The organism is Paenibacillus sp. FSL H3-0329 (assembly GCF_037963285.1).
Lineage (GTDB): Bacteria > Bacillota > Bacilli > Paenibacillales > Paenibacillaceae > Paenibacillus_AQ > Paenibacillus_AQ odorifer.
In genome coordinates, this window is sequence record NZ_CP150150.1 from 3694846 (window position 1) to 3714906 (window position 20061).

General features: G+C 43.5%; 23 protein-coding genes and 2 riboswitches. Of the genes, 1 reads left to right on the forward strand and 22 read right to left on the reverse strand.

Annotation, left to right across the window (positions count from 1 at the left end):
* Positions 1-19: 19 nt before the first annotated feature.
* The 10 genes from NSQ66_RS16190 to queF form a co-directional block, all read right to left on the reverse strand.
* The gene (locus tag NSQ66_RS16190) at positions 20-865 is read right to left on the reverse strand and encodes a class I SAM-dependent methyltransferase (RefSeq protein WP_051491520.1); all 846 of its coding nucleotides are present in this window, start codon (positions 863-865) and stop codon (positions 20-22) included.
* Between the two features lie 32 nt (positions 866-897).
* Positions 898-1467: a DMT family transporter gene (locus NSQ66_RS16195; RefSeq protein WP_339279314.1), complete on the reverse strand. Its 570-nt coding sequence runs from the start codon at positions 1465-1467 to the stop codon at positions 898-900.
* Complete coding sequence (locus tag NSQ66_RS16200; RefSeq protein ID WP_339279316.1) at positions 1460-1813, reverse strand: DMT family transporter; 354 nt, start codon at positions 1811-1813, stop codon at positions 1460-1462. The genes NSQ66_RS16195 and NSQ66_RS16200 overlap by 8 nt, the downstream gene beginning before the upstream one ends.
* A 142-nt stretch (positions 1814-1955) precedes the next feature.
* Positions 1956-3092 carry a zinc-dependent alcohol dehydrogenase gene (locus tag NSQ66_RS16205; protein ID WP_076142193.1) on the reverse strand — a complete coding sequence of 379 codons (1137 nt, stop codon included), beginning with the start codon at positions 3090-3092 and terminating at the stop codon, positions 1956-1958.
* Between the two features lie 81 nt (positions 3093-3173).
* Complete coding sequence (locus NSQ66_RS16210) at positions 3174-3992, reverse strand: VanW family protein (RefSeq protein WP_076142194.1); 819 nt, start codon at positions 3990-3992, stop codon at positions 3174-3176.
* Entirely contained in the window at positions 3993-4514 is a 522-nt protein-coding gene (locus NSQ66_RS16215) for a cysteine hydrolase family protein (RefSeq protein ID WP_036687540.1), read from the reverse strand.
* A 135-nt stretch (positions 4515-4649) separates the two neighbouring features.
* On the reverse strand, positions 4650-5372 hold the full coding sequence (queE, locus tag NSQ66_RS16220; RefSeq protein WP_038571434.1) for a 7-carboxy-7-deazaguanine synthase QueE: 723 nt from the start codon (positions 5370-5372) through the stop codon (positions 4650-4652).
* Entirely contained in the window at positions 5365-5847 is a 483-nt protein-coding gene (locus NSQ66_RS16225; RefSeq protein ID WP_036687544.1) for a 6-carboxytetrahydropterin synthase, read from the reverse strand. Before NSQ66_RS16225 ends, queE begins: the two co-directional genes overlap by 8 nt.
* Entirely contained in the window at positions 5847-6509 is a 663-nt protein-coding gene (gene queC / locus NSQ66_RS16230; RefSeq protein ID WP_036687545.1) for a 7-cyano-7-deazaguanine synthase QueC, read from the reverse strand. The genes NSQ66_RS16225 and queC overlap by 1 nt, the downstream gene beginning before the upstream one ends.
* 29 nt (positions 6510-6538) lie before the next feature.
* Positions 6539-7012: a preQ(1) synthase gene (gene queF / locus NSQ66_RS16235; RefSeq protein ID WP_036687775.1), complete on the reverse strand. Its 474-nt coding sequence runs from the start codon at positions 7010-7012 to the stop codon at positions 6539-6541.
* 163 nt (positions 7013-7175) lie between these two features.
* Positions 7176-7219: riboswitch (PreQ1 riboswitch) on the reverse strand.
* A gap of 258 nt (positions 7220-7477) precedes the next feature.
* On the opposite strand from queF, the gene NSQ66_RS16240 reads away from it, so the two are divergent.
* Entirely contained in the window at positions 7478-7813 is a 336-nt protein-coding gene (locus NSQ66_RS16240; protein ID WP_036687547.1) for a hypothetical protein, read from the forward strand.
* 63 nt (positions 7814-7876) lie between these two features.
* Here the strand turns inward: NSQ66_RS16240 and murB are convergent, their stop codons facing one another.
* The 12 genes from murB to NSQ66_RS16300 form a co-directional block, all read right to left on the reverse strand.
* The gene (murB, locus tag NSQ66_RS16245; RefSeq protein ID WP_036687548.1) at positions 7877-8788 is read right to left on the reverse strand and encodes a UDP-N-acetylmuramate dehydrogenase; all 912 of its coding nucleotides are present in this window, start codon (positions 8786-8788) and stop codon (positions 7877-7879) included.
* A 150-nt stretch (positions 8789-8938) separates the two neighbouring features.
* On the reverse strand, positions 8939-9739 hold the full coding sequence (locus NSQ66_RS16250) for an ABC transporter ATP-binding protein (protein ID WP_036687549.1): 801 nt from the start codon (positions 9737-9739) through the stop codon (positions 8939-8941).
* Between the two features lie 55 nt (positions 9740-9794).
* Complete coding sequence (locus NSQ66_RS16255; RefSeq protein WP_036687550.1) at positions 9795-10829, reverse strand: iron ABC transporter permease; 1035 nt, start codon at positions 10827-10829, stop codon at positions 9795-9797.
* Entirely contained in the window at positions 10829-11884 is a 1056-nt protein-coding gene (locus NSQ66_RS16260; protein ID WP_051491521.1) for an iron ABC transporter permease, read from the reverse strand. Before NSQ66_RS16260 ends, NSQ66_RS16255 begins: the two co-directional genes overlap by 1 nt.
* 220 nt (positions 11885-12104) lie before the next feature.
* Positions 12105-13112: an iron-hydroxamate ABC transporter substrate-binding protein gene (locus NSQ66_RS16265; protein ID WP_036687551.1), complete on the reverse strand. Its 1008-nt coding sequence runs from the start codon at positions 13110-13112 to the stop codon at positions 12105-12107.
* 203 nt (positions 13113-13315) lie between these two features.
* Complete coding sequence (locus NSQ66_RS16270; RefSeq protein ID WP_036687552.1) at positions 13316-15133, reverse strand: APC family permease; 1818 nt, start codon at positions 15131-15133, stop codon at positions 13316-13318.
* Between the two features lie 124 nt (positions 15134-15257).
* A riboswitch (cyclic di-AMP (ydaO/yuaA leader) is annotated at positions 15258-15417 on the reverse strand.
* 194 nt (positions 15418-15611) lie between these two features.
* Positions 15612-16076 (reverse strand): disulfide oxidoreductase, encoded by a 465-nt coding sequence (locus NSQ66_RS16275; RefSeq protein ID WP_036687553.1) that lies wholly within the window; start codon positions 16074-16076, stop codon positions 15612-15614.
* The gene (locus tag NSQ66_RS16280) at positions 16073-16825 is read right to left on the reverse strand and encodes a DsbA family protein (RefSeq protein WP_036687554.1); all 753 of its coding nucleotides are present in this window, start codon (positions 16823-16825) and stop codon (positions 16073-16075) included. Before NSQ66_RS16280 ends, NSQ66_RS16275 begins: the two co-directional genes overlap by 4 nt.
* A 161-nt stretch (positions 16826-16986) precedes the next feature.
* Positions 16987-18303, reverse strand: coding sequence for a hemolysin family protein (locus tag NSQ66_RS16285; protein ID WP_036687555.1), 1317 nt, complete (start codon positions 18301-18303; stop codon positions 16987-16989).
* Between the two features lie 314 nt (positions 18304-18617).
* Positions 18618-19082 (reverse strand): spore coat protein GerQ, encoded by a 465-nt coding sequence (gene gerQ / locus NSQ66_RS16290; protein WP_036687556.1) that lies wholly within the window; start codon positions 19080-19082, stop codon positions 18618-18620.
* 121 nt (positions 19083-19203) lie between these two features.
* A complete protein-coding gene (locus NSQ66_RS16295) occupies positions 19204-19635 on the reverse strand; it encodes a cell wall hydrolase (RefSeq protein WP_036687557.1) in 432 nt (143 codons plus the stop codon).
* Positions 19636-19821: 186 nt separating this feature from the next.
* Positions 19822-20061: a hypothetical protein gene (locus tag NSQ66_RS16300; RefSeq protein WP_076142195.1), complete on the reverse strand. Its 240-nt coding sequence runs from the start codon at positions 20059-20061 to the stop codon at positions 19822-19824.

The window sequence follows — 20061 nt, forward strand, 5'->3', positions numbered from 1 at the left end:
CACATGTCAGCGATCCCTCTTACAGGCTTGCGCCATTTCCAGCCACCAATGTGAAGGTCTTAGGAATTCCCTTATCATACACGTCGGAAGATAGATTAGGTTCTTCTACTAATTGGCGGATCACTAGTCCGCTATTAGCTGCTGCGGTTACAATTTCTCCGAGTGTCCAGCGGCGCCAATACACAACACTATGCTCTTGTACACCTGCTGGTTTACCTGTGGAAGGCAAATACTTGGAATAGGATACCTTTTTCTCTTCCAATGATGAGTCAAAATAATCTCCGTTTACTTTGTGTTTGCGTACCTTCGCAGTAGATCCCTTCGAGGAAATAAGCTTGGTCGTTACCGGATGAAAATCGCGGAGTACAAATACGCCTCCAGGAGAAAGCAATCGGCGAGCTGTTTCCATGAATAGTGTAAGGTTGGTAAAATAATGAACAATTCCTAACTCCGCGAAGACGATGTCATATGAACCATCAAGGACGTCTTCTGGCAGCTTAAGAATATCTGAGACGATATAGGTTAGTGGTACCCCTGCTTCTTGGGCAAGATCAGCCGCATATCGCGCATTGGCTTCCGAGAAGTCAGCAACCGTTACTTCCGCACCTAGTAATGAGAGTGCCACGGCCTTCATTCCGTTTGAGCCCATTAAATTCATCATTTTCTTCCCCTTCACCTCTCCAAAAAAAGAAAGGAGCGGGTAAAGCTTTGCACTTGGTTCCTTTATTAATTTTGCAGCTGCTTCTGGCGGTGTACCAAACCGAGTTACCCAAGCGGTATAAGTATCTTCGTTCCAAAGCTCTTCGCTTGTTGGCACAGCGTTTTTTTCTGCCTGATTATTTGAATATTGATTCTGCTCTTCCATCCATTGCTACCCCTTTATGTGTAAAATATCTGTTATGAAGCATTCTGAATGGCATCAGCCATCCGGATAGTTTTCCTTCTTCCCGCGTACAAATATACTGCGAGTCCAATCATAACGAGCAGCCCACCTGCCCATTGTAAGGTTGTTAGCTGTTCACCCAAGAGTAAATACGCTAAGATACTGGCACCCACTGGTTCTCCTAAAATGTTCATTGAAACCGTAGTCGCAGATACATATTGTAGTAACCAATTAAACAAAATATGGCCAAACACCGTTGGCACCACTGCTAACAATACAAAGATTCCCCATTCCTTGGCCGGATAATTAAAAAAGGAAATCCCCATGAACAGATTGTATACGGCGAACACGCCAGCGGCTGACAAGAAGACAATCAAGCTATATAAATAAGAGGGCATGCGCACCACTAGCTTTTGACCGATCAGCATATGTATAGCTACCGCCACAGTGCCTCCGACCGATAATAGATCACCTTTAAGATTATCTGCAGAGATTCCAATATCACCCCAGCCGATAAACACGACACCACCAATTGCAATGCCAAGCCCTAGAATAGCAGACAGAGCTGTCTTTTCCTTATACAAAAAAATAAACACCCAGCATAATAAATACAGGCTCCAGCGCCATGATCATTGTTGAACTAGCTACCGAAGTATACTTTAATGATCCCATCCATAGCAAAAAATGCAGCGCAAGCATTGCGCCTGAGAGGATGAGCATTAGCCAGTCTTTTTTACGAAGAGCAAAAGCAGCTCCACTATAGGGTCTTGCAAAAGGCAGCATCAGCAGTGAGGTAAATAATAATCTGTACATGCCTTGTATAGATGCAGGTGCATCAGACCATTTAATAAAAATGGCGGAAAAAGAGATGGCCACAATCCCTATCAACATTAATAGTGGAATCGGAAGTGGCGGTTTTTTAAGTTTCACATGTTACGCGTCCTTTCAATATCTTAAGTCACTTATGTTAATTTAACGCAGACCGTGAAAAAATGCATCTTTTTTCATAAGATTTCACTAAAAAAAGCACAAGCAATGTCATTTCTGACGAAAGCTCATGCTTCTTAAAAGGCTACGGCTTCAGAACAACCTTGATGCAATCTTCTTTTTTCTCACTAAAAACGTCATAGCCATGCTCCGCTTTACTAATTGGCAGGCGATGCGTAATGATATCTGTAGGATCAAATTTATTTTCTTTAATCATCTTATACAGCAACGGCATATAGTGAATCACCGGCGCTTGTCCCATCTTTAATGTGATGTTTCGTTCAAATAACTGACCCAGCGGGAACATATTGTAATTAAGTCCATAGACCCCTACAAGCTGGATGGTTCCGAATTTACGTACGATATCCGCGGCCATTCTGAATGCACTGAGCGAGCCCCCTTGCAGCTTCAGAACCGTTTCCACTTTCTCCAAGGCAGATATTTTGGCATCTAGACCCACACAGTCAATAACCACATCTGCGCCCCCATGAGTGATCTCCTTCAAATGAGCCCCAATGTCCTTGATCTCTTCGAAGTTATAAACTTCAACATTATTGGTCAGCTTCGCATGTTGCAATCGGTAGCCGATATGGTCAACAGCAATGACTCTAGAGGCTCCTTTGATCCAGGCAAACTTTTGAGTTAGCAGTCCCACGGGCCCGCAGCCGAGAACAATGACCGTATCTCCCGGCTTCACTCCCCCGCTTTCTACTCCCCACCAAGCAGTAGGCACAATATCAGATAAGAAAAGAATTTTCTCATCTTCCATTTCTGCATCCTCCGGAACTACAAAAGGCCCAAAATTACCATAAGGTACCCGCAGCAATTCAGCTTGTCCGCCAGCAAAACCGCCATAAGTATCGGAATAACCAAGATAACCGCCTGTGTCCTTGGCGTCATTAGCATTGTCGCATTGGCTCTCCATCTCATGCTGGCAGAAAAAACACTGCCCACAGGCGACATTAAAGGGGATGATGACTCGGTCACCTTTTTTGACTCTAGTTACGTCAGGTCCCACTTCCTCAACAATCCCCATCGGCTCATGACCAATAACATAATCATCATGCATACCTGGAATTTCTCCGTTATAAATGTGCAGATCCGAGCCACAAATCGCCGTAGTGGTAATCCGAACAAGAATGTCATCTTTTTTCTCAAGCTTCGGATCAGCTACTTCTTTAACTTCCACTTTTTTCTTCCCTTGGTAGGTTAGTGCTTTCATGCTGTTAATCCGCTCCTTTGGAGATGGTCTAGAGATATAACGTTCATACCTTTCTATGTTATATCCCTAAGCCCTAACCTCTTATCCATGAAGAAGCGGAGAATACATCATCAGTGCGTAATTATCAGTTACAGCTTCATCTCCAATTAGATCTCCAGATCGGGTATATACTTTTCGACTGATCTTATTACTGCGTATATATCCGCCCCAAGGCTCTAGACTAATCCTATGATCACTTTCGTATACTTCATAATCATAAAGCGCCTGCTCATTGCATCTCCATTCCCCGTGTAAATGGCTATCGTCCAGCCAGAGCTTTAGTTGATACGTTTGAGCGGTGTTATTTTTCAATTGAAGATCCAAATAGTTATAAGAACAGGTCGCCCCGCTTCCAAAAGGTTGTGTACGTTGTTCATCTGGAAATACATCATAGCTGTGACGATGCCGTTCCATAACGGTAAGTGGTGTGTGCAGTGCCATCCAATAGATCAGATTAGACAACTGGCATAAGCCTCCTCCAACCCCGGAATGAAAACCACCATAATGCAGCACCATACCCTCCAGATACCCTTTTCGTTTAGTGGGCTTACCAATACTTCTCCAGTAGGAAAAAGTCTCCCCCGGCTGCACAACAAGTCCATCCAGCTTCGCAATTGCCAGCCGTAAGTTAGTAATTTTATTGTATTGAAGCAGCATATCTACATTCCGAAGACTTCTTAATAACGGGGTAGCATGAGTCATAGCTGCATAAGATAATGTTTCATCCGTACGCTGCTTCGCTATTTTGCTTCGTCCAGTGTACCATTTCAAATATCTTTTCCAAATAAAATATCGTTTGCCAGCAAACAATCTAAGGCGAGAACGCTGAATAGGCTTCATGGCAGCCTGGGGTGTATTCATCTAGAACTGAACCTCGCTTTCAGCTCGTAACTGGGCGAATCTACCTCCAATTATCGCATTATGATGCTTAACGATCTCCCTACTACTCAGAACCCCATTATCAAAGGTGCTATGAGCATCTGAAACCAGTACACTTTTATATCCCATGCTGTATGCGCGTCTTATTGTCGTATCCAGACAGAATTCACTTTGCATCCCACAGATCACCAGATTCGTGATCCCGAGCTTTTGGAGTTCATCTTGCAATTCCGTTCGGTGAAAAGCATCCCAAGTAGGCTTCTCAACGATAACTTCGCCTTCCTGCGGTGTGATGCGGTGACTGATCTGCCAAGTGGGTGTACCTTTTGTGTACTCCTCATCTTCGGTATGTTGAATATACACAATAGGAGTACCTGCTAATCGAGCTTTTTGCTGAAGGGAGACAATCCTGTCCATCACACCCTCTTCATCGTACAGCTTTAGTTCATAGGAGAACATGGCTTCTTGAACATCGATAATTAATAATGCTGTTGATTGTTCCAAATGAATAACCTCCAAGAGCTTTTTTCAAAATCATACCAGAAACTGGGACAGACTATCTACCTACTAGAAGTTACAAATGTTAAAAATAAAAACCGAGCATCTGTAAGCAGATACCCGGACGATTTCATCAATCTTTTATTTGCCACGCTTATTATGCCAGATCAATGCATGCAGCTGTGGAAGTACACGAACCTTGTTCATATCCGAATCCACGATTACTTTATTAAACAACCACTCCAGCCTTCCCAGAAGTCGAGCAGAAATGTTGCCCTCTTCCGTGACATCATCATTACCAGGCTGCAGAAAGAGCTGCACATTCGGATATCGCTGGTGAACGTTTTTCGCATAATCAAAATCATTATCATCAAACACTACGACCTTCAAGCTATGCGTAGAACGACCCAGTTTCTCCATCTTACTCATGATGTTATCTAACATTTCCCAATTCGTTGTCATTCCTGAGCTTGGGGGTTTAGGGCTGATTGTCAGCACATCCACGTCATTGAACCAATCCTGCCATTTACTCCCCTGAGTTTCTATCGCTGCTTTTATTCCACGCTCATGAAGCAGACTGATGAAGGTACCCATTCCTTCACCAATCAAGGCAGGATTACCGCCTGAAATCGTAACACAGTCGAAATTATCTCCAGCTAACGCCAATAATTCATTTATGATTTCTTCTGCTTCCATCATGCGAACCTTATTCTTAGCCGTACCATCCCAAGTAAAAGCGGAGTCACACCAGCCGCAGCGATAATCGCAGCCATAGGTGCGGACAAACATCGTCTTCACTCCAATTACCGCACCTTCGCCTTGAATAGTTGGACCGAACATTTCAATTACAGGAATCTTACTCACAGTCACAGCCTCCATACAAACGGTAGGATGGCCCTTCATCCGGAACGTCTTCAGCCAGCACCTCTGCCCAAGAGGTTGGAGTCTCCCATAGCTTTACCGAGTATAAAGGCAACCCTGCTTGCTTAAGCTTGTAGGCAATATATGAAGACATATTCTCCACTGTGGTGCGGAAAGACAATAAGGCTACTTTGGAGCCCGTATTCGTTAACGTCTCTAACACAGGTTCATTTCCCATAGCAAGAAAAGCGTGATCTAAACGATCTACAAGGCTTTGTTGTACTGTCATTTTGATATCGCTAAAATCAATGACGAAGCCTTCATCCGAGTGGCCTTCCGCGGCCATAGGTTTGCCCTTAAGCACTACTTCGAGCTTATAAGTATGTCCGTGCAGATTGCTGCATTTCCCTTTGTGTCCCACTAACTGGTGTGCCGCATCGAACGTAAATATTTTGCAGACTGAAACCTCGTTAAGCATTAAGAACCGGCCTCCATTCTCTCCGCCTCATATTGCTCAAGACCACGCTGACGCAATAGACAGGCTGGACAAGTACCGCAGCCACTGCCAATAATACCGTTGTAACAGGTCAGTGTGTGTTCGCGAACATAATCAAAATACCCCAGTTGATCGGCCATTTTCCACGTTTCTTTTTTATCCAGCCACATTAGGGGAGTGTGGATCGCAAACTCATAGTCCATAGATAAGTTCAGCGTAACATTCAATGATTTCACAAAAACATCACGGCAGTCCGGATAACCGCTAAAGTCCGTTTGGCAAACCCCAGTGACGATATGGGAGTACCCCAGTTGTTTAGCTAATATTGCGGCAAAAGATAAAAACAACAAATTCCGTCCATCGACGAAAGTACTTGGAAGCTCATCTCCTTCACCAGCCACGATATCTATATCCTGACGGGTAAGTGCATTGGGTGCCAGCTGATTGAGCAGCCCCAGATCAAGAATATGCTGTTTTACATTAAACTTAGCTGCTATCTCTGTTGCAACTTCGATTTCAGCCGCATGACGTTGATTATAGTTGAAGGTAACTACCTGCACTTCCTCATACTGCTGCAATGCCCAAACCAGGCAAGTGGTGCTATCTTGTCCGCCGCTGAATACGACGAGTGCTTTTTTGTTCATATGAATCTCTCCTTATCACAAGTTGGAATTTAGCGGTTGTCCACTTTTTCTGGATAGAGGTCGTGATTGATTAAGCGGTGTTCCGCCATCGCCTCATACTTCGTACCCGGTCTTCCATAGTTGCAATAAGGATCAATTGAAATGCCTCCGCGCGGAGTGAACTTGCCCCATACCTCAATGTAGCGCGGATCCATCAGTGAGATCAGATCATTCATAATAATGTTGACACAGTCCTCATGAAAGTCACCATGGTTGCGGAAGCTAAACAGATACAGCTTTAATGATTTGGATTCCACCATTTTTTGTTCAGGAATATACGAAATATACAGCGTGGCAAAATCCGGCTGACCCGTTACAGGACACAAGCTAGTGAACTCAGGGCAGTTGAATTTAACAAAATAATCACGTCCGGGATGTTTGTTATCAAACACCTCCAGAATGTCTGGATCATAACCAAACTTGTACTGTGTTCCCTGATTACCAAGCAAAGTAACTTCTTGCATTTCCTCTTTCAATCTTCCTTCTGACACGACAAAAAACCCCTCTCTTTTCCTTCGGCCTTGGCCGGTAATGGAAAGAAGAACGAGATTTCGAAAACTTGGCTCCACTAAGAAGAAACGGAAGCAACGTCCGGATAAAGGACAGCAACCGCTTGTACTGTTTAATATATTCTTAGTTTTTTATAGAGGGAGTTCGCGAACCTCTCCTGCACAACTTTAGTGCAGACTTCTTCTTAAAGCATATTGCGTCTTGAACTATACCATGGGTAGCCCGCTCCTGACAAGTTCTACTCTTTACGTACGTAGAGTTTATGAAGTTCAAAAACAATGCCATTTGATCGTGAATTTCTTTTTAATGACATGAATTATTCATATGATTAATTAAGATGCGGCAAAAAAAAGGATTCAAACCCTAAGAAAAGGGTAACTTATTCATAATAATCTTCGAGCTAAGGGTGGGAGCATTTTATGGAACAAAGTATACAGCAGCTTATGGATTGGCTTAACAATCATTTGAATGAAACAATCGCTATTGAAAAGAAAGAACTTCGTGATTTGGATAAAGTTCACTTCAATTTAGAGTCCGTAGATTTCCGGAGTGCAGACGATGTTATTGATGAATATCTTGGAAGTGCACTGATATTAAGAGGTTTCGGCAGCACACTTAACGCCGATGGTGAACTGGTATCCCTGCCACAATCCACTTATGATTTAGCTGTTGAAGGTCTTCAAATCGTAGACTTAGCCGACCGCAAGGCAGAAATAACTACGGACAGAGCTAATTACACCCTTTCAGTAGATTAAACGAACATGATTATGATAAGCAAAAAGAGCCCACAGCGATTGCGGGCTCTTTTTGCTTATCATTTATTCTTCTCCAATGATCTCCACTTCAGTTTCCAGCTCTACACCGAATTTATCCTTCACAGTCGCTCTTACATGGTGGATTAGCCCGATGTAATCACTGGCTGTTGCATTATCTGCATTCACAATAAATCCCGCATGCTTCTTGGATACCTCAGCACCGCCGATTCTTGTACCCTGTAAGCCGCTCTCTTGAATTAACTGACCTGCAAAACGGCCTGGAGGCCGCTTAAATACACTCCCACAGGATGGATACTCAAGCGGTTGCTTCGATTCACGTAAATAAGTTAGTTCATCCATTTTTGCCTTGATCGTTAAAACATCACCGGAAGTCATAGCAAATTTGGCCTCAAGTACAATGTACTCACCGCTTGCGAACACGCTTTTTCTGTAACCCCATTGCAGCTCATCACCTTGCAGAGTTACCAATTGCCCGTTCTTATTTATAGCTAGTGCACTATGCAGGACATCTTTGATCTCACCGCCATAAGCACCTGCGTTCATATAGAGCGCTCCACCAACTGTTCCTGGAATGCCACAGGCGAACTCAAGACCCGTAAGCTCCTTATCAAGTGCATATCTGGAAACATCAATTATTTTGGCACCACATTGCGCATATAAGAGATTGTCGCGAATCCCCATTTCGGTCAGTCCTGCCGTTTGCAGAACGATCCCACGTACACCTCCATCACGGATAATCACATTGGAGCCATTCCCAAGTACCGTAAGGGTTATCCCATTTTGTTCTGCATATGTAACGATCTTTTGAATTTCATCATAAGTAGCTGGTGCAGCCAAAATATCAGCTTTGCCGCCCATTTTAGTGTACACGTGATCTTTTAAATTCTCATGACTTTTCACTTTTCCTGCAGTCATTAGCTGCTCTAGGTCATCTTGAATTTTGTCAATATTCATGTTTTCATGCTCCTTTAACCATGTATAAATGATGGTCCTTGATCTATTTTAAAGAGTTATTATGAAATTGTAGGCAACCACAACTGTAACAACGAACAGGCTCCCTTGTCAATGACGGGAGCCTGTTCGTTGTATGATTTTAGATGATAATTACACAGCTTTATAGGCAGCAAGCTCGTAAGGAAGACACAGTGGCACACCCGTACGTGGATCCGGAACGATATCCGCTTCAATTCCAAACACTTCCCGCAATACATCTGGTGTCATAACCTCAGTAGGTGAGCCTTCGCTAACCACAGTACCGGACTTAATCGCTACCATATGCTGCGCATAACGAGTAGCATGATTCAAATCATGCACGACCATGATGATGGTACGGCCTTCTTCCTCATTCAGCTTTTGCAATAGCTGAAGAACTTCGAGCTGATGCGCCATATCTAGGAAGGTTGTAGGCTCGTCAAGGAATAAAATATCTGTTTCTTGAGCTAACGCCATAGCGATCCATGCGCGTTGACGTTGTCCACCTGAGAGACGGTCAATAGGGCGATCATGAAAAGATTCCATGCCCGTAACAGAGATGGCGTTGGAGATGATGTTGCGATCCTCAGCGGTCATCGTGCCAAATCCCTTCTGATGAGGGAAACGACCGTAGCTGACCAGCTCAGATACCGTCAGACCGTCAGGAGCCGTTGGGTTCTGCGGTAGAATCGCTAGCTGCCTAGCAACCTCTTTAGTTGAAAAGTTATGGATCGATTTGCCGTCCAGCATTACGGTGCCACTCTTCGGCTTCATAATCCGGGCCATCGTTTTGAGGATTGTAGATTTACCGGAGCCGTTAGCGCCCACTAGTGCGGTGATTTTTCCCGTAGGGATAGACAAGTTCAATCCTTTAACTATAGTAGCCTCTGCATACCCAATACTTAATTCTTCTGTATTCAAACGTTCTGACATGATCTACAACTCCCTTAAAAGTTTTATGGAGCTTTGCTCCTAAGTATGAACTAATTTACGCTTTAGACTTGGCGAGTAAATATAAAAAGTAAGGTGCGCCAATAATCGCAACCACAATGCCAGTAGGAACTTCCGCAGGTTGCAACACCCATCTGCCGATGGTATCAGCGGTAATCATAAGAAGCGCCCCTGTCAAAGCACTAGCAGGTAATAACACCTGATGACGGGGTCCCACGAGCCTGCGAGCCAGGTGTGGTGCTATCAGGCCGACGAAGCCAATACCTCCGCTTACTGCGACGCAGGAGCCGGCAAGCGCTACGGCTGTTACCAGAAGGAGAATACGTTCCTTCTCCACACGCATTCCTAGACCTAATGAAGTATGGTCCCCTAGATTCAATACATTTAGAACCCGGGCTTTATAGAAGGCGAACGGTAACAGAATCGCGATCCAAGGCAGCAAAGCAAGGACGAATCTCCAATCCCCACCCCATATTTTCCCGGCGATCCAAGTAGCTACAAATTGATAATTATTAGGATCAAGCCTAAGTGCCAATACAAGCTGGCAAGCATTGATTCCTGCAGCGACCGCAATCCCGATAAGGATCAGCCTTGTAGGAGACAGACCATCTGCCTTCCGGTAGGCAAGAATATAGATTAAAGCTGCGGTCAGGCCAGCCCCACCAAGCGCTAGGAGAGGCAAGACAAATACCGGAGCTGCTGTTGTAGCCGGAAAGAACGAGATAAAAATGATTACAGCAAAACCTGCACCAGCACTTATGCCCAGCGTAGCCGGTTCGGCGAGTGCATTACGTGCGAGACTTTGTAGAATACAGCCTGATACTGCAAAGCCCGCTCCAACTAACAATGAAATTACGATGCGGGGTAATCTGAAATCAAATAAAATAAGCTTTTGCTGATGTGTTCCATCACCCAGCAGTGTATGTAATACCTCCAGTGGGGATAGACGCATAAACCCTGTATTCATACTGACTATAAACACCACGACGATCAGTATAGCAAGGAGCGATAACACCGTTAGGGCGCGTGTACGGCGTTCTTTTTCATCTGGAGTAAGGGTTATTTTGGGCATTACAGCTCCCCCTTCCGCTTACTCGCTAAATAAATAAAGAAAGGTACGCCGATGATGGCAATTAAGGCTCCTAGCGGTGTCTCATACGGTGCATTTATCATTCTTGCGGCAATATCTGCAAAGATAATCAATAAGCTCCCCAGAACAGCCGAGCAAGGTATAATCCAGCGGTAGTCCACTCCAACGAAATAACGTGTAACATGTGGAATAATTAGTCCTATAAAAGCAATCGGGCCAACCGTTGAAACCGCACTTCCAGCTAAGATAACCACAACAATCATACATGCCAACTGAACTAACCTTGTCCGCTGCCCCAGACCAACCGCAACTTCTCTTCCTAAGCTGAGCAATGTAACGGATCGTGATAACATCATCGCTGCAATTAAGGCTACGGCCACCCAAGGGAATATAATCTTGATCTGAGTCCAGCTAGCTCCCCCCATCCCACCGGCTAACCAGAAGGCTATATCCTGAGATAAGTTGAAAAGAATAGCTACTCCCTGACTAATAGCAACCAATAAAGCACTAACTGCCGAACCTGCTAGTGTCAATCGCAAGGGGGTCAGGCCATTAAAAGAAAGCGAACCGATTCCGAATACGATAAAAGAGGCCACAGCGGCACCGATAAAGCAATACAACATTAGTGAAGTGAATGAGAGTGAGGGTGCAAAAGCAAATACTATTGCCAGCGCTACTCCTGCTCCTGCATTCAAGCCTAACAGCCCTGAATCCGCAAGCGGGTTTCTTGTCATCCCCTGCATGATAGCCCCTGCTACTGCGAAGCAAGCACCGACTAAGGCGCCAGCAATAGCACGTGGAAATCGCAGTTCTCTAATCACCTGATGTTTTTGTAAATCTGGATTGAAATGAAATATTGCTTCCCATACCGTAGCTAACTTGATATCTGCCGCACCCACTGAGACCGAAAGTGCCAATCCGAAGGCAATGGCAGCAAGTCCAAAAATAAGAATACCAATGGCAGCTGCCGGTCGGGTATGTAGAGCTTTTTTGGGTTCATTGTTAATACGATTTGCGAAATCTGAGGGTGAAACCATGGGTTGTCTCCTTATTCAATAGTTACAATGGTTTATATGATAACAACAATCATTCTCATTATCGCAAAAATATTTATGTTGTACAATTGCAGGAACGATTTTTCCGTACTATGGGATTGGTTTATAAAAAAATGGTGCAGATCTTTGTATCACGAGATACTTGATCTGCACGCCCTTCCCCACCGAAATGATCAGTCTCATTCATGGTGAATTACGACTTTTATTTCACAAGACTTTTTAGCACATCGTCAATGATTTTGCTGCCAGCGTTCGCACCACTGTAAAGCCAGCTGCTTGTTGAGCTCATTTCATGCACATTTCCAGCTTTCACAGCTGGGATGCCCTTCCAAATTGCACTATCTAAGATCTCCGAACCCTCAGTCTTATCACTATTTACAAGGAAAATATGATCTGCAGTCAGCTCAGAAAGCTTCTCTAGCGAGATTGGATTCCAAGTTGCTCTTGTTCCTACTGGGATCTCTGTTACTAAGTTAGGAAGCTTTACGCCAAGGTCTGTATATAATACAGCACCACTGCTGCGGGTTTCGTCTACAATATAGAAGTTTTTTTGCACCAACCATAGAATAGCCGCGGACTCTTGTCCAATAGCTCCTGCAAGCTGTTCTTTCGCAGCCGCTGCTTTAACATCATAATCTTTAATGGCTTTTTCTGCTTCAGAGGTTTTGTTCAAAATCTCACCAATCTTGAGCAAAGATTTGCGCCAATCTTGATTTAGTTCATCCCCAATTACATAAGTGGGTGCAATCTTATTCAACTGATCGTAAATCCCGTTCTGAACAGAAGACTCCGATGGGATGATAATAAGATCCGGAGCAAAGCTGGTTACAGCCTCTAACGGAAGATCGTAACTAATTGTAGGAACATCCTTCAATTCAGTGGCCAGATAATCCTGAACGCCATTTGTAACTGACCATTGAGCTACTGGAGTCACACCCAGAGTTACCAATGAGTCTTCCAAATATGAACCCAGGACGCGCTGTGGATTAGCCGGAATCGTTACTTCATGGCCCATTGCATCTGTTAATGTCTTAGGAGCAGCAGGTGCCTCTGTAGATTCTGCTGTAGGAGCTGTTGTAGGCGCTGTTCCTGCATTTGATGAACTTTCAGCATTATTATTACCACAAGCGGAAAGTAATAGCGTCATCACTATTAGTCCGCTCATTGTCACTTTCATGCTTCCTGATCTTTTTCTGTTAAGCCAAAACATTAAAAACCCTCCTATATGTAACTGCTTTGATATTCAAAGGTGACCTTTACCTCTGCTTCACTTTTAAATGATATTGATTCTCATTCTCTGTGTCAACATATAAATTTCAAATTCTGTGGATTTGCAACAATTTCCTTCATATAAAATACAAAAGAGGTTATATTCCGAACGTTCCGGATATAACCTCATCTTTAATCTTCTACTTATTTATTTAAATGATAAGGGACAGTCGCTACTACAACGTCCTTTTGATTCATTAGATACGAGCGGATTAAAAAGCTGGTCTGATTATGAAGCACGGCTTGCCACCAATGTTTGGTAATAAACTGTGGAATCAGAATCGTGATGTGATCCGTCGCAGCTGTCTTCCACTCAACCGTATCGATAAACTTCACTAACGGACGAATGATACTACGATATCTGGAGCGAAGTACAATCAGGCGTACGCCTGGATTCCATTCCTCCCACCGTTGCTCCATCTTATGAATGTCTTCTTCATCAAAGCCTACATACACAGCAACAACATTATCTGTTAGAGACTTCGCATAGCTGATGGAATGTAATACAGCACGTGTAACCCCTGCAACAGGAACAACTACAGTACTTCCTTTAATTATAGGTTTATCAGTAGCCGGACATATACGCAGTTGATCCGCAGTGTTCAAATAGTGCTTATGAATACGGTGGAACACGAACATTACAGCAGGTAAGAAAATGAATGCCATCCATACGCTTGAGAATTTAGTAATAATAAATATAAGCGTAATCGTCAATGTAGTCAGCATACCGATGGTATTTACAACAAATCTTTTCACCCATCCAGCAGGTCTTGTTTTGATCCAATGCACCATCATCCCCAGTTGGGATAAGGTAAAAGGAATGAACACGCCTACCGCATAAAGTGGAATCAAACCTTCCGTATTCCCATGGAATGCAGCCACAAGTATGATAGACATAACTCCTAGAAAAATAATGCCGTTTGAGAAGCCCAGGCGGTCACCACGGACCATAAATGCGTGTGGCAGATATTTATCTTTTGCAAACATAAAGGCAAGCAGCGGAAACGCTGAATATGCTGTATTAGCTGCCAAGAACAAAATCACTGCTGTAATCCCTTGAATGAAAAAGTACAATCCGCCACGGCCAAAGGTCGATTCAGCGATCTGAGAGACAACCGTAGCCTTTTCATCTGGCACAATACCATACCAATACGCCAGCACAGTGATTCCGGTAAACATAAAGCCAAGGATAAGTCCCATGATCATTAGCGTCTTGGCTGCATTCTTCTCAGCCGGTGCTTTAAAGTTTGGGATCGCATTAGATACGGCCTCAACCCCCGTTAGGGCTGAACAACCAGAGCTAAACGCTTTTAATAGTAGAAACAAACTTACATTAGATACGGCGCTGCCTATTTCAGGAACATTCGCATGCGCGCCACCCATTGCATATTTAACGATACCGGAGATAATCAGAACAACAATCGAAACCACAAACAAATACACTGGAATTGCGATGAACGAAGCCGATTCAGTCACTCCGCGAAGATTAATGATTGTTAATAGAACGATAACAGATACAGCGATGAGAACAGTATGATTATGAAGACTTGGAAAAGCCGATGTGATCGCATCCGTCCCTGCCGAGGCACTAACCGCTACGGTAAGAATGTAATCCACCAATAATGAACCCCCAGCGAGCAGCCCTGTCGGAATACCAAGATTGCTCTTGGCTACGATATAAGCTCCGCCTCCTTGCGGATAAGCAAAAATCGTCTGCCGATAGGATAAAATCAGGATGGCCAGCAGGCCCAATACGGCTAATGCAATTGGCAGGGAATACCAGATGGCAGTAAACCCGGCAGCCACCAGTACAATCAGTATTTGTTCCGTTCCGTAGGCTACAGACGAGAGCGCATCAGAAGACAGGACAGCCAGTGCTTTAACCTTGGATAACTTTTCATGATCGAGTTCATTCGACTTCATCGGACGTCCGATCAATAGTCGTTTTACCTTGCTTACCATGGTGGATACAGTTCCTTTCTTTGGGAGCTGAAACGGAATTTCCGTGCGCTGTTTTCATCGGTGGATTTCATAAATGCAGACACAAAAATAAGCATACGGAAATGATCCGCATGCTTATGCATGGTCATTTTCCCACCTTGCTTACGAGGTTAGCTGGCGGATTCGGGCTGTGGTTATAGCCCTACGGTACAGGTCTGTTCGACCCGGTTCCGATTCACCCCATTGGCATGAATGCCAAGTTTGGTTCCCCCGTTTTTCCTAAGAAAATTCAGCGCATATTCAACTTCTCACAAGGTCTAATATTAGTCTACAAAGTGCCTACAGTAAAGCGTTGAAAAAAATGAAAAAAGAATGAAAAAACATCCAATAAGCTCAAATATAGCGTCTTATTGGATGCTCTCTTTCATTATCTTCAATTATCCCTCTAGCCCGTGATTTTAATACCTTTTCAGCTTTTTTGTAACTTCCAAAGCGAAAACTAAAATCCTAAGCTCTCCTCTGCATCTACTTCAATCATTTCTTCTTCCTTACGTCCATACCAAAGAAGGAGACTAATTAGAGCAAAAGCGATTAAAGCTAACAAAGGAATCGTAATAAATCCGAAGTAGTTCAAGTAATCTTTATTACAAGGAACACCAATTGTACAAGGTAGAACTTTACTTAACGCTGGAATCTTCTGTTCCGCATAATGATAGATTGAGATACTGCCACCAATCAAACTTAATGGAAGCACATAAGGAATGATGCGCTTATCTCCACGGAAAGTGGCAATTCCCAACAAAAATAACTGCGGATACATAAAAATCCGCTGAAACCAGCAAAGCTTACAAGGTTCATATTTCAAGACTTCACTTAAATACAAGCTACCAGCTACAGCAACCAAAGAGACAAACCAGGCCAGATAGAGGCAGTTACGCTTGCAAAAAGATAGGAATTTTGTCACTTTGCCTCCACTGCTTTTGCGGCGGTGTTAATTTCAGATGTAATCGCTTCAATATCGAAAGGTTCAGCCGTTTTCACCCCATTAATGTAGAGCGAAGGCGTAGTTGTCACGCCTGCGTCAGTTGCCAACTGAATGTCTTTCTTCAGCTCATCTGCATAAGTTTTCTCTTGGATGTCTTTACGCAACAGATCGTAATCGATCGCTAATTTCTCTTTTTCAGCAAGGCTTATCAAGAAATCCTCAGTGGCCCATTCGTCGCTCTCATCCCCTTGCTGCGCATATACAGCATCATAGAACTTCCAGAATTCATCCTTATTCTGATGGTATACAGACAATGCAGCTAGTGAAGCTGTCTCAGAGTCAGGACCAACGAAAGCCATATTTACAAAGTAAAGAGCTGCTTTTCCCTCGTTGACAAAATCTTGAACAATTTTCGGTTTCATGGAGCCAGCAAACTGGGAACAAGCTGGACATTTGAAATCGCCAAATTCAACAAGCTTAACAGGTGCATCCTCATTACCAATCCTAGGTAGCTCACTGTAATTGAATTCTACCGGTTCTCCTGTAGAGACATTCTTTGCTGCATCTTTCGAAGCTAACATAAACAATCCAACAAAAATGATAACTACTACAGCTATTGAACTAATAACTAAAATTCTCGTTTTCTGCTTCTGTTGCTCCTGTTCTACCCGTCGTTTCTCTTGTTTGCTCAACTGGGGAACATTTGGACTTTTTTTAGGTTTACTCAAGGAGAATTCCTTTCTGTCCTCTAGGGACTAATGTAGTTTTTATCATATACATTTAAAATTATATAATTATTAATCTCTTTTTGGCAAACAGTATAGTCAAAAAAAACAGCGTGACTCCAAAAGGAGAAACGCTGCTCTTATTTTAAAAATATATAATTCCATCAAGCTCCAGCTTCTTCATTCAATAACTGTAACCGCAATAGCTTAATTCGAGAAATTCGCTTATTCTCAGTCTCTTCTACAATAAATAGATGATCATCAAATTCTACGGATTGCCCTTTTTGAGGTGGATTAACCTCCAATTTAGAATACAGCCAGCCGCCTATCGTATCGTAATCCTCAGTCTCCATATGAAGACCCAAAAGATCATTAATCTCTTCAATAAGCATCAAACCGTCAATGGAGTGTTCATCCTCGCCAAGCTTCTCAACACCGGGACGTTCCTCATCAAATTCATCCTGAATTTCTCCAACAATTTCCTCCATGATATCTTCCAATGTCACCATTCCTGAAGTTCCACCATATTCATCGATCAATATGGCGATTTGTGTCTTCGCACGCTGCATAACTTTCAGCAAAGCGCTAATCTGAATGGATTCCGGCACGGTTAATATTGGACGAATTAATTTCTGATAACTTTGCGGGCGATCCTTAATTAAGTCCTTTATATGGATGAAGCCTAAAATATGATCCTTATCACCATCACAGACGGGATAACGTGTCCTCATGCCATCATAGGCAATCTCAAGGTTCTCCTCAGCAGAAACATGATTATTCAGACAGATCATCTCTGTCCGCGGAATCATGATCTCCCGAGCCATGGTATCCACAAATTCAAAAATATTGTCAACCAAAGCCATTTCAGTATTATCGATAAAGCCGCTTTTGTTACTTTCCTGCATGATAATACGAATTTCTTCTTCCGTATGCGCCGTTCCCAGCTCTGAAGCCGGGGCTAATCGGAAAATTTGCAGTAAACCACGCGCCAGCCCATTAACGATCCATATCACTGGATACATGATTTTGTAAAATACATTCATCGGTCCTGCTGTTAGTAAAAGGACAGATTCAGCCTTGTTAACAGCAATGGTCTTAGGTGCAAGCTCACCTAATACGATATGCAAGATAGTAATGAACATAAGAGCAATAACCAAAGATACAACATTAACAGCAGTTTCTCCTAAACCTATGCTTCCTAATAAAGGTCCTATAAGATTAGCTATAGCTGGTTGACCCAGCCACCCTAATGCAAGTGAAGCCAATGTAATGCCGAGCTGACAGGCTGAGAGATAGCCATCCAGGTTGCTGACAATGCTTTTTGCATTAAAAGCTTTTTTACTACCTTCTTCAATCAGGGTATCAATTCTACCACTTCGCACTTTCACCATTGCATATTCGACTGAAACAAAAAATCCATTTAACAATACCAACAAAATAATAAGACCAACATGTAATATACCGGGTAAAGGGTCGCTCAATTTATACTCCTATCCACCATTTTCCGTACATGGATGGATAGGCCCACCTCCTTCGTTTTTTCAGAGTATTGGCAAAATGCTCGCCGTTTGTTCCTTTCAGTATCAATTTCCCAATGGTTTCATCTCCAGTCTAGAATCACGTTTTTGAATATATACTTTATTATATTAATATATTGGGGCAAACCGCAAGCATGCGTGTCCTTTCGAAAAAAAATGGGCAGTGATTATCAAGATTATTCCATAAATTAATCACAAATAAAAAGAACTCCTAACCGTTTGGCGTTGGAGTTCTTCTCATCGAAGATGGATTACATTTAGCGACAATTTCTCATCGTTGGAGGATTGCCAATTACACCTGGGTATTGATAAGTAAGGGGCTCATCGAAGGTAGCATAATCAAAATAAATCATAAGTAAGACGGTGCGTTGGCCAGTCGCAGGGTCACTGATAATAATGTGGTCACGGCCTGCCGCTTCCAGCACACCCTTGTAAACTTTGGCATTCCAGTCTTTGTTGTTCTCATAAGTAAAATAAAACGTACCTACTTTTCCTAAATTCAGGCGGAAAATATTTTCGATGTAGGATTGTTCGAACGTTTGTGGTGGATTCTGAACTACTACTCCCCCTGGCGTCATTGGACTGCCACTGCTTACTTGAGGTGGCATGCTGCCCATGCCTTGCATTCCTGATGACATCGGCATTCCGGAAGACATTGGCATACCTGAAGAAGAGACACTACCGATGGTATAAGTTACGGGGCGGTAAGGTTGAACGATCATTTAATGAAACCTCCTAAATGTTTATCGGAGCATAAACTCCTTTGGACACAATTGAAATCACTCTTACTTTCTGTGAGAATTACTCATTTTATTGAGTAATTCTCTTTGCACAGTTACCATTCTAATTGCCGATAAATACAGTCGGGCAATCTTCTCCGGTCGGAGTAAAGAAGCAATGGGCTTTGAAGCGGCCTGTGTTTTGTTGGTTATACCAGGTTGCAGGACAATCACCTGCGGGTCTGAAGAACCACAAAGCATTGGTAGCTGGCCAGGTTCTTTCACCTGCAATTACACGTTTGGCTAGACGGATATCTGCTTCTCTGGCTCGCTGATAGAAGTATCCCTTCTGCGGCGCTTCGAAACCTCCTGGACTTTGATAGACCATGTCATTCACATTCCGAATGTTATTAAAGTCCAAGCAATTGCCAAGAATCCGGTTGACGCCAACATTGCCGACCATGAGCATACCGAGTTCTCCATCTTCCTCAGCTTCCGCTCTCATCAACCGCGCCAGCACCTTCACATCTTCCGAGTTCGTTTTGATGACGGCCACGCTGTCTCCTCCTTGGGGTCACTTCTTGTAGCAACCTCGTTCTTAACTGCATGCTGTATAGTATGTGCATTCGCCTAAGAGGTGACAGTTCCCGCCTATTTTTTAGAGTAGGGATTTTTCCTTTTAACCACTCAGCAAATCCCCTTTATCTACACTCTAAGCTGCGTTTGCCCAATTACATTCGCGTTACAGCGTAAGAGTCGGGGGCAGCTGCGGTGTTAGCGACAAAGTCAGCGTCAGCATCGATGTCCTCGTTAACGACAGCGTTAGCGTCTGAGTCGATGTTGGTGGCAGCATCAGGGTCGGCGTCGGTTTTAGCGTCGAATCGGTGCTGGAATCGTTGTCGGTTTTAGCCACAATGTACACGTCAGCGTCGATGTCCTTGTTAGCAACAGCAATAGCTTCAACGTCAGCAACAGCATCCAC

Bases quoted from the DNA above. Each gene is read 5' to 3' on its own strand.
- NSQ66_RS16190 (WP_051491520.1), bottom strand. From the start codon at position 865: ATGGAAGAGCAGAATCAATATTCAAATAATCAGGCAGAAAAAAACGCT.
- NSQ66_RS16205 (WP_076142193.1), bottom strand. From the start codon at position 3,092: ATGAAAGCACTAACCTACCAAGGGAAGAAAAAAGTGGAAGTTAAAGAA.
- NSQ66_RS16210 (WP_076142194.1), bottom strand. From the start codon at position 3,992: ATGAATACACCCCAGGCTGCCATGAAGCCTATTCAGCGTTCTCGCCTT.
- NSQ66_RS16225 (WP_036687544.1), bottom strand. From the start codon at position 5,847: ATGCTTAACGAGGTTTCAGTCTGCAAAATATTTACGTTCGATGCGGCA.
- queC (WP_036687545.1), bottom strand. From the start codon at position 6,509: ATGAACAAAAAAGCACTCGTCGTATTCAGCGGCGGACAAGATAGCACC.
- queF (WP_036687775.1), bottom strand. From the start codon at position 7,012: ATGCAAGAAGTTACTTTGCTTGGTAATCAGGGAACACAGTACAAGTTT.
- NSQ66_RS16240 (WP_036687547.1), top strand. From the start codon at position 7,478: ATGGAACAAAGTATACAGCAGCTTATGGATTGGCTTAACAATCATTTG.
- murB (WP_036687548.1), bottom strand. From the start codon at position 8,788: ATGAATATTGACAAAATTCAAGATGACCTAGAGCAGCTAATGACTGCA.
- NSQ66_RS16250 (WP_036687549.1), bottom strand. From the start codon at position 9,739: ATGTCAGAACGTTTGAATACAGAAGAATTAAGTATTGGGTATGCAGAG.
- NSQ66_RS16255 (WP_036687550.1), bottom strand. From the start codon at position 10,829: ATGCCCAAAATAACCCTTACTCCAGATGAAAAAGAACGCCGTACACGC.
- NSQ66_RS16260 (WP_051491521.1), bottom strand. From the start codon at position 11,884: ATGGTTTCACCCTCAGATTTCGCAAATCGTATTAACAATGAACCCAAA.
- NSQ66_RS16265 (WP_036687551.1), bottom strand. From the start codon at position 13,112: ATGTTTTGGCTTAACAGAAAAAGATCAGGAAGCATGAAAGTGACAATG.
- NSQ66_RS16270 (WP_036687552.1), bottom strand. From the start codon at position 15,133: ATGGTAAGCAAGGTAAAACGACTATTGATCGGACGTCCGATGAAGTCG.
- gerQ (WP_036687556.1), bottom strand. From the start codon at position 19,082: ATGATCGTTCAACCTTACCGCCCCGTAACTTATACCATCGGTAGTGTC.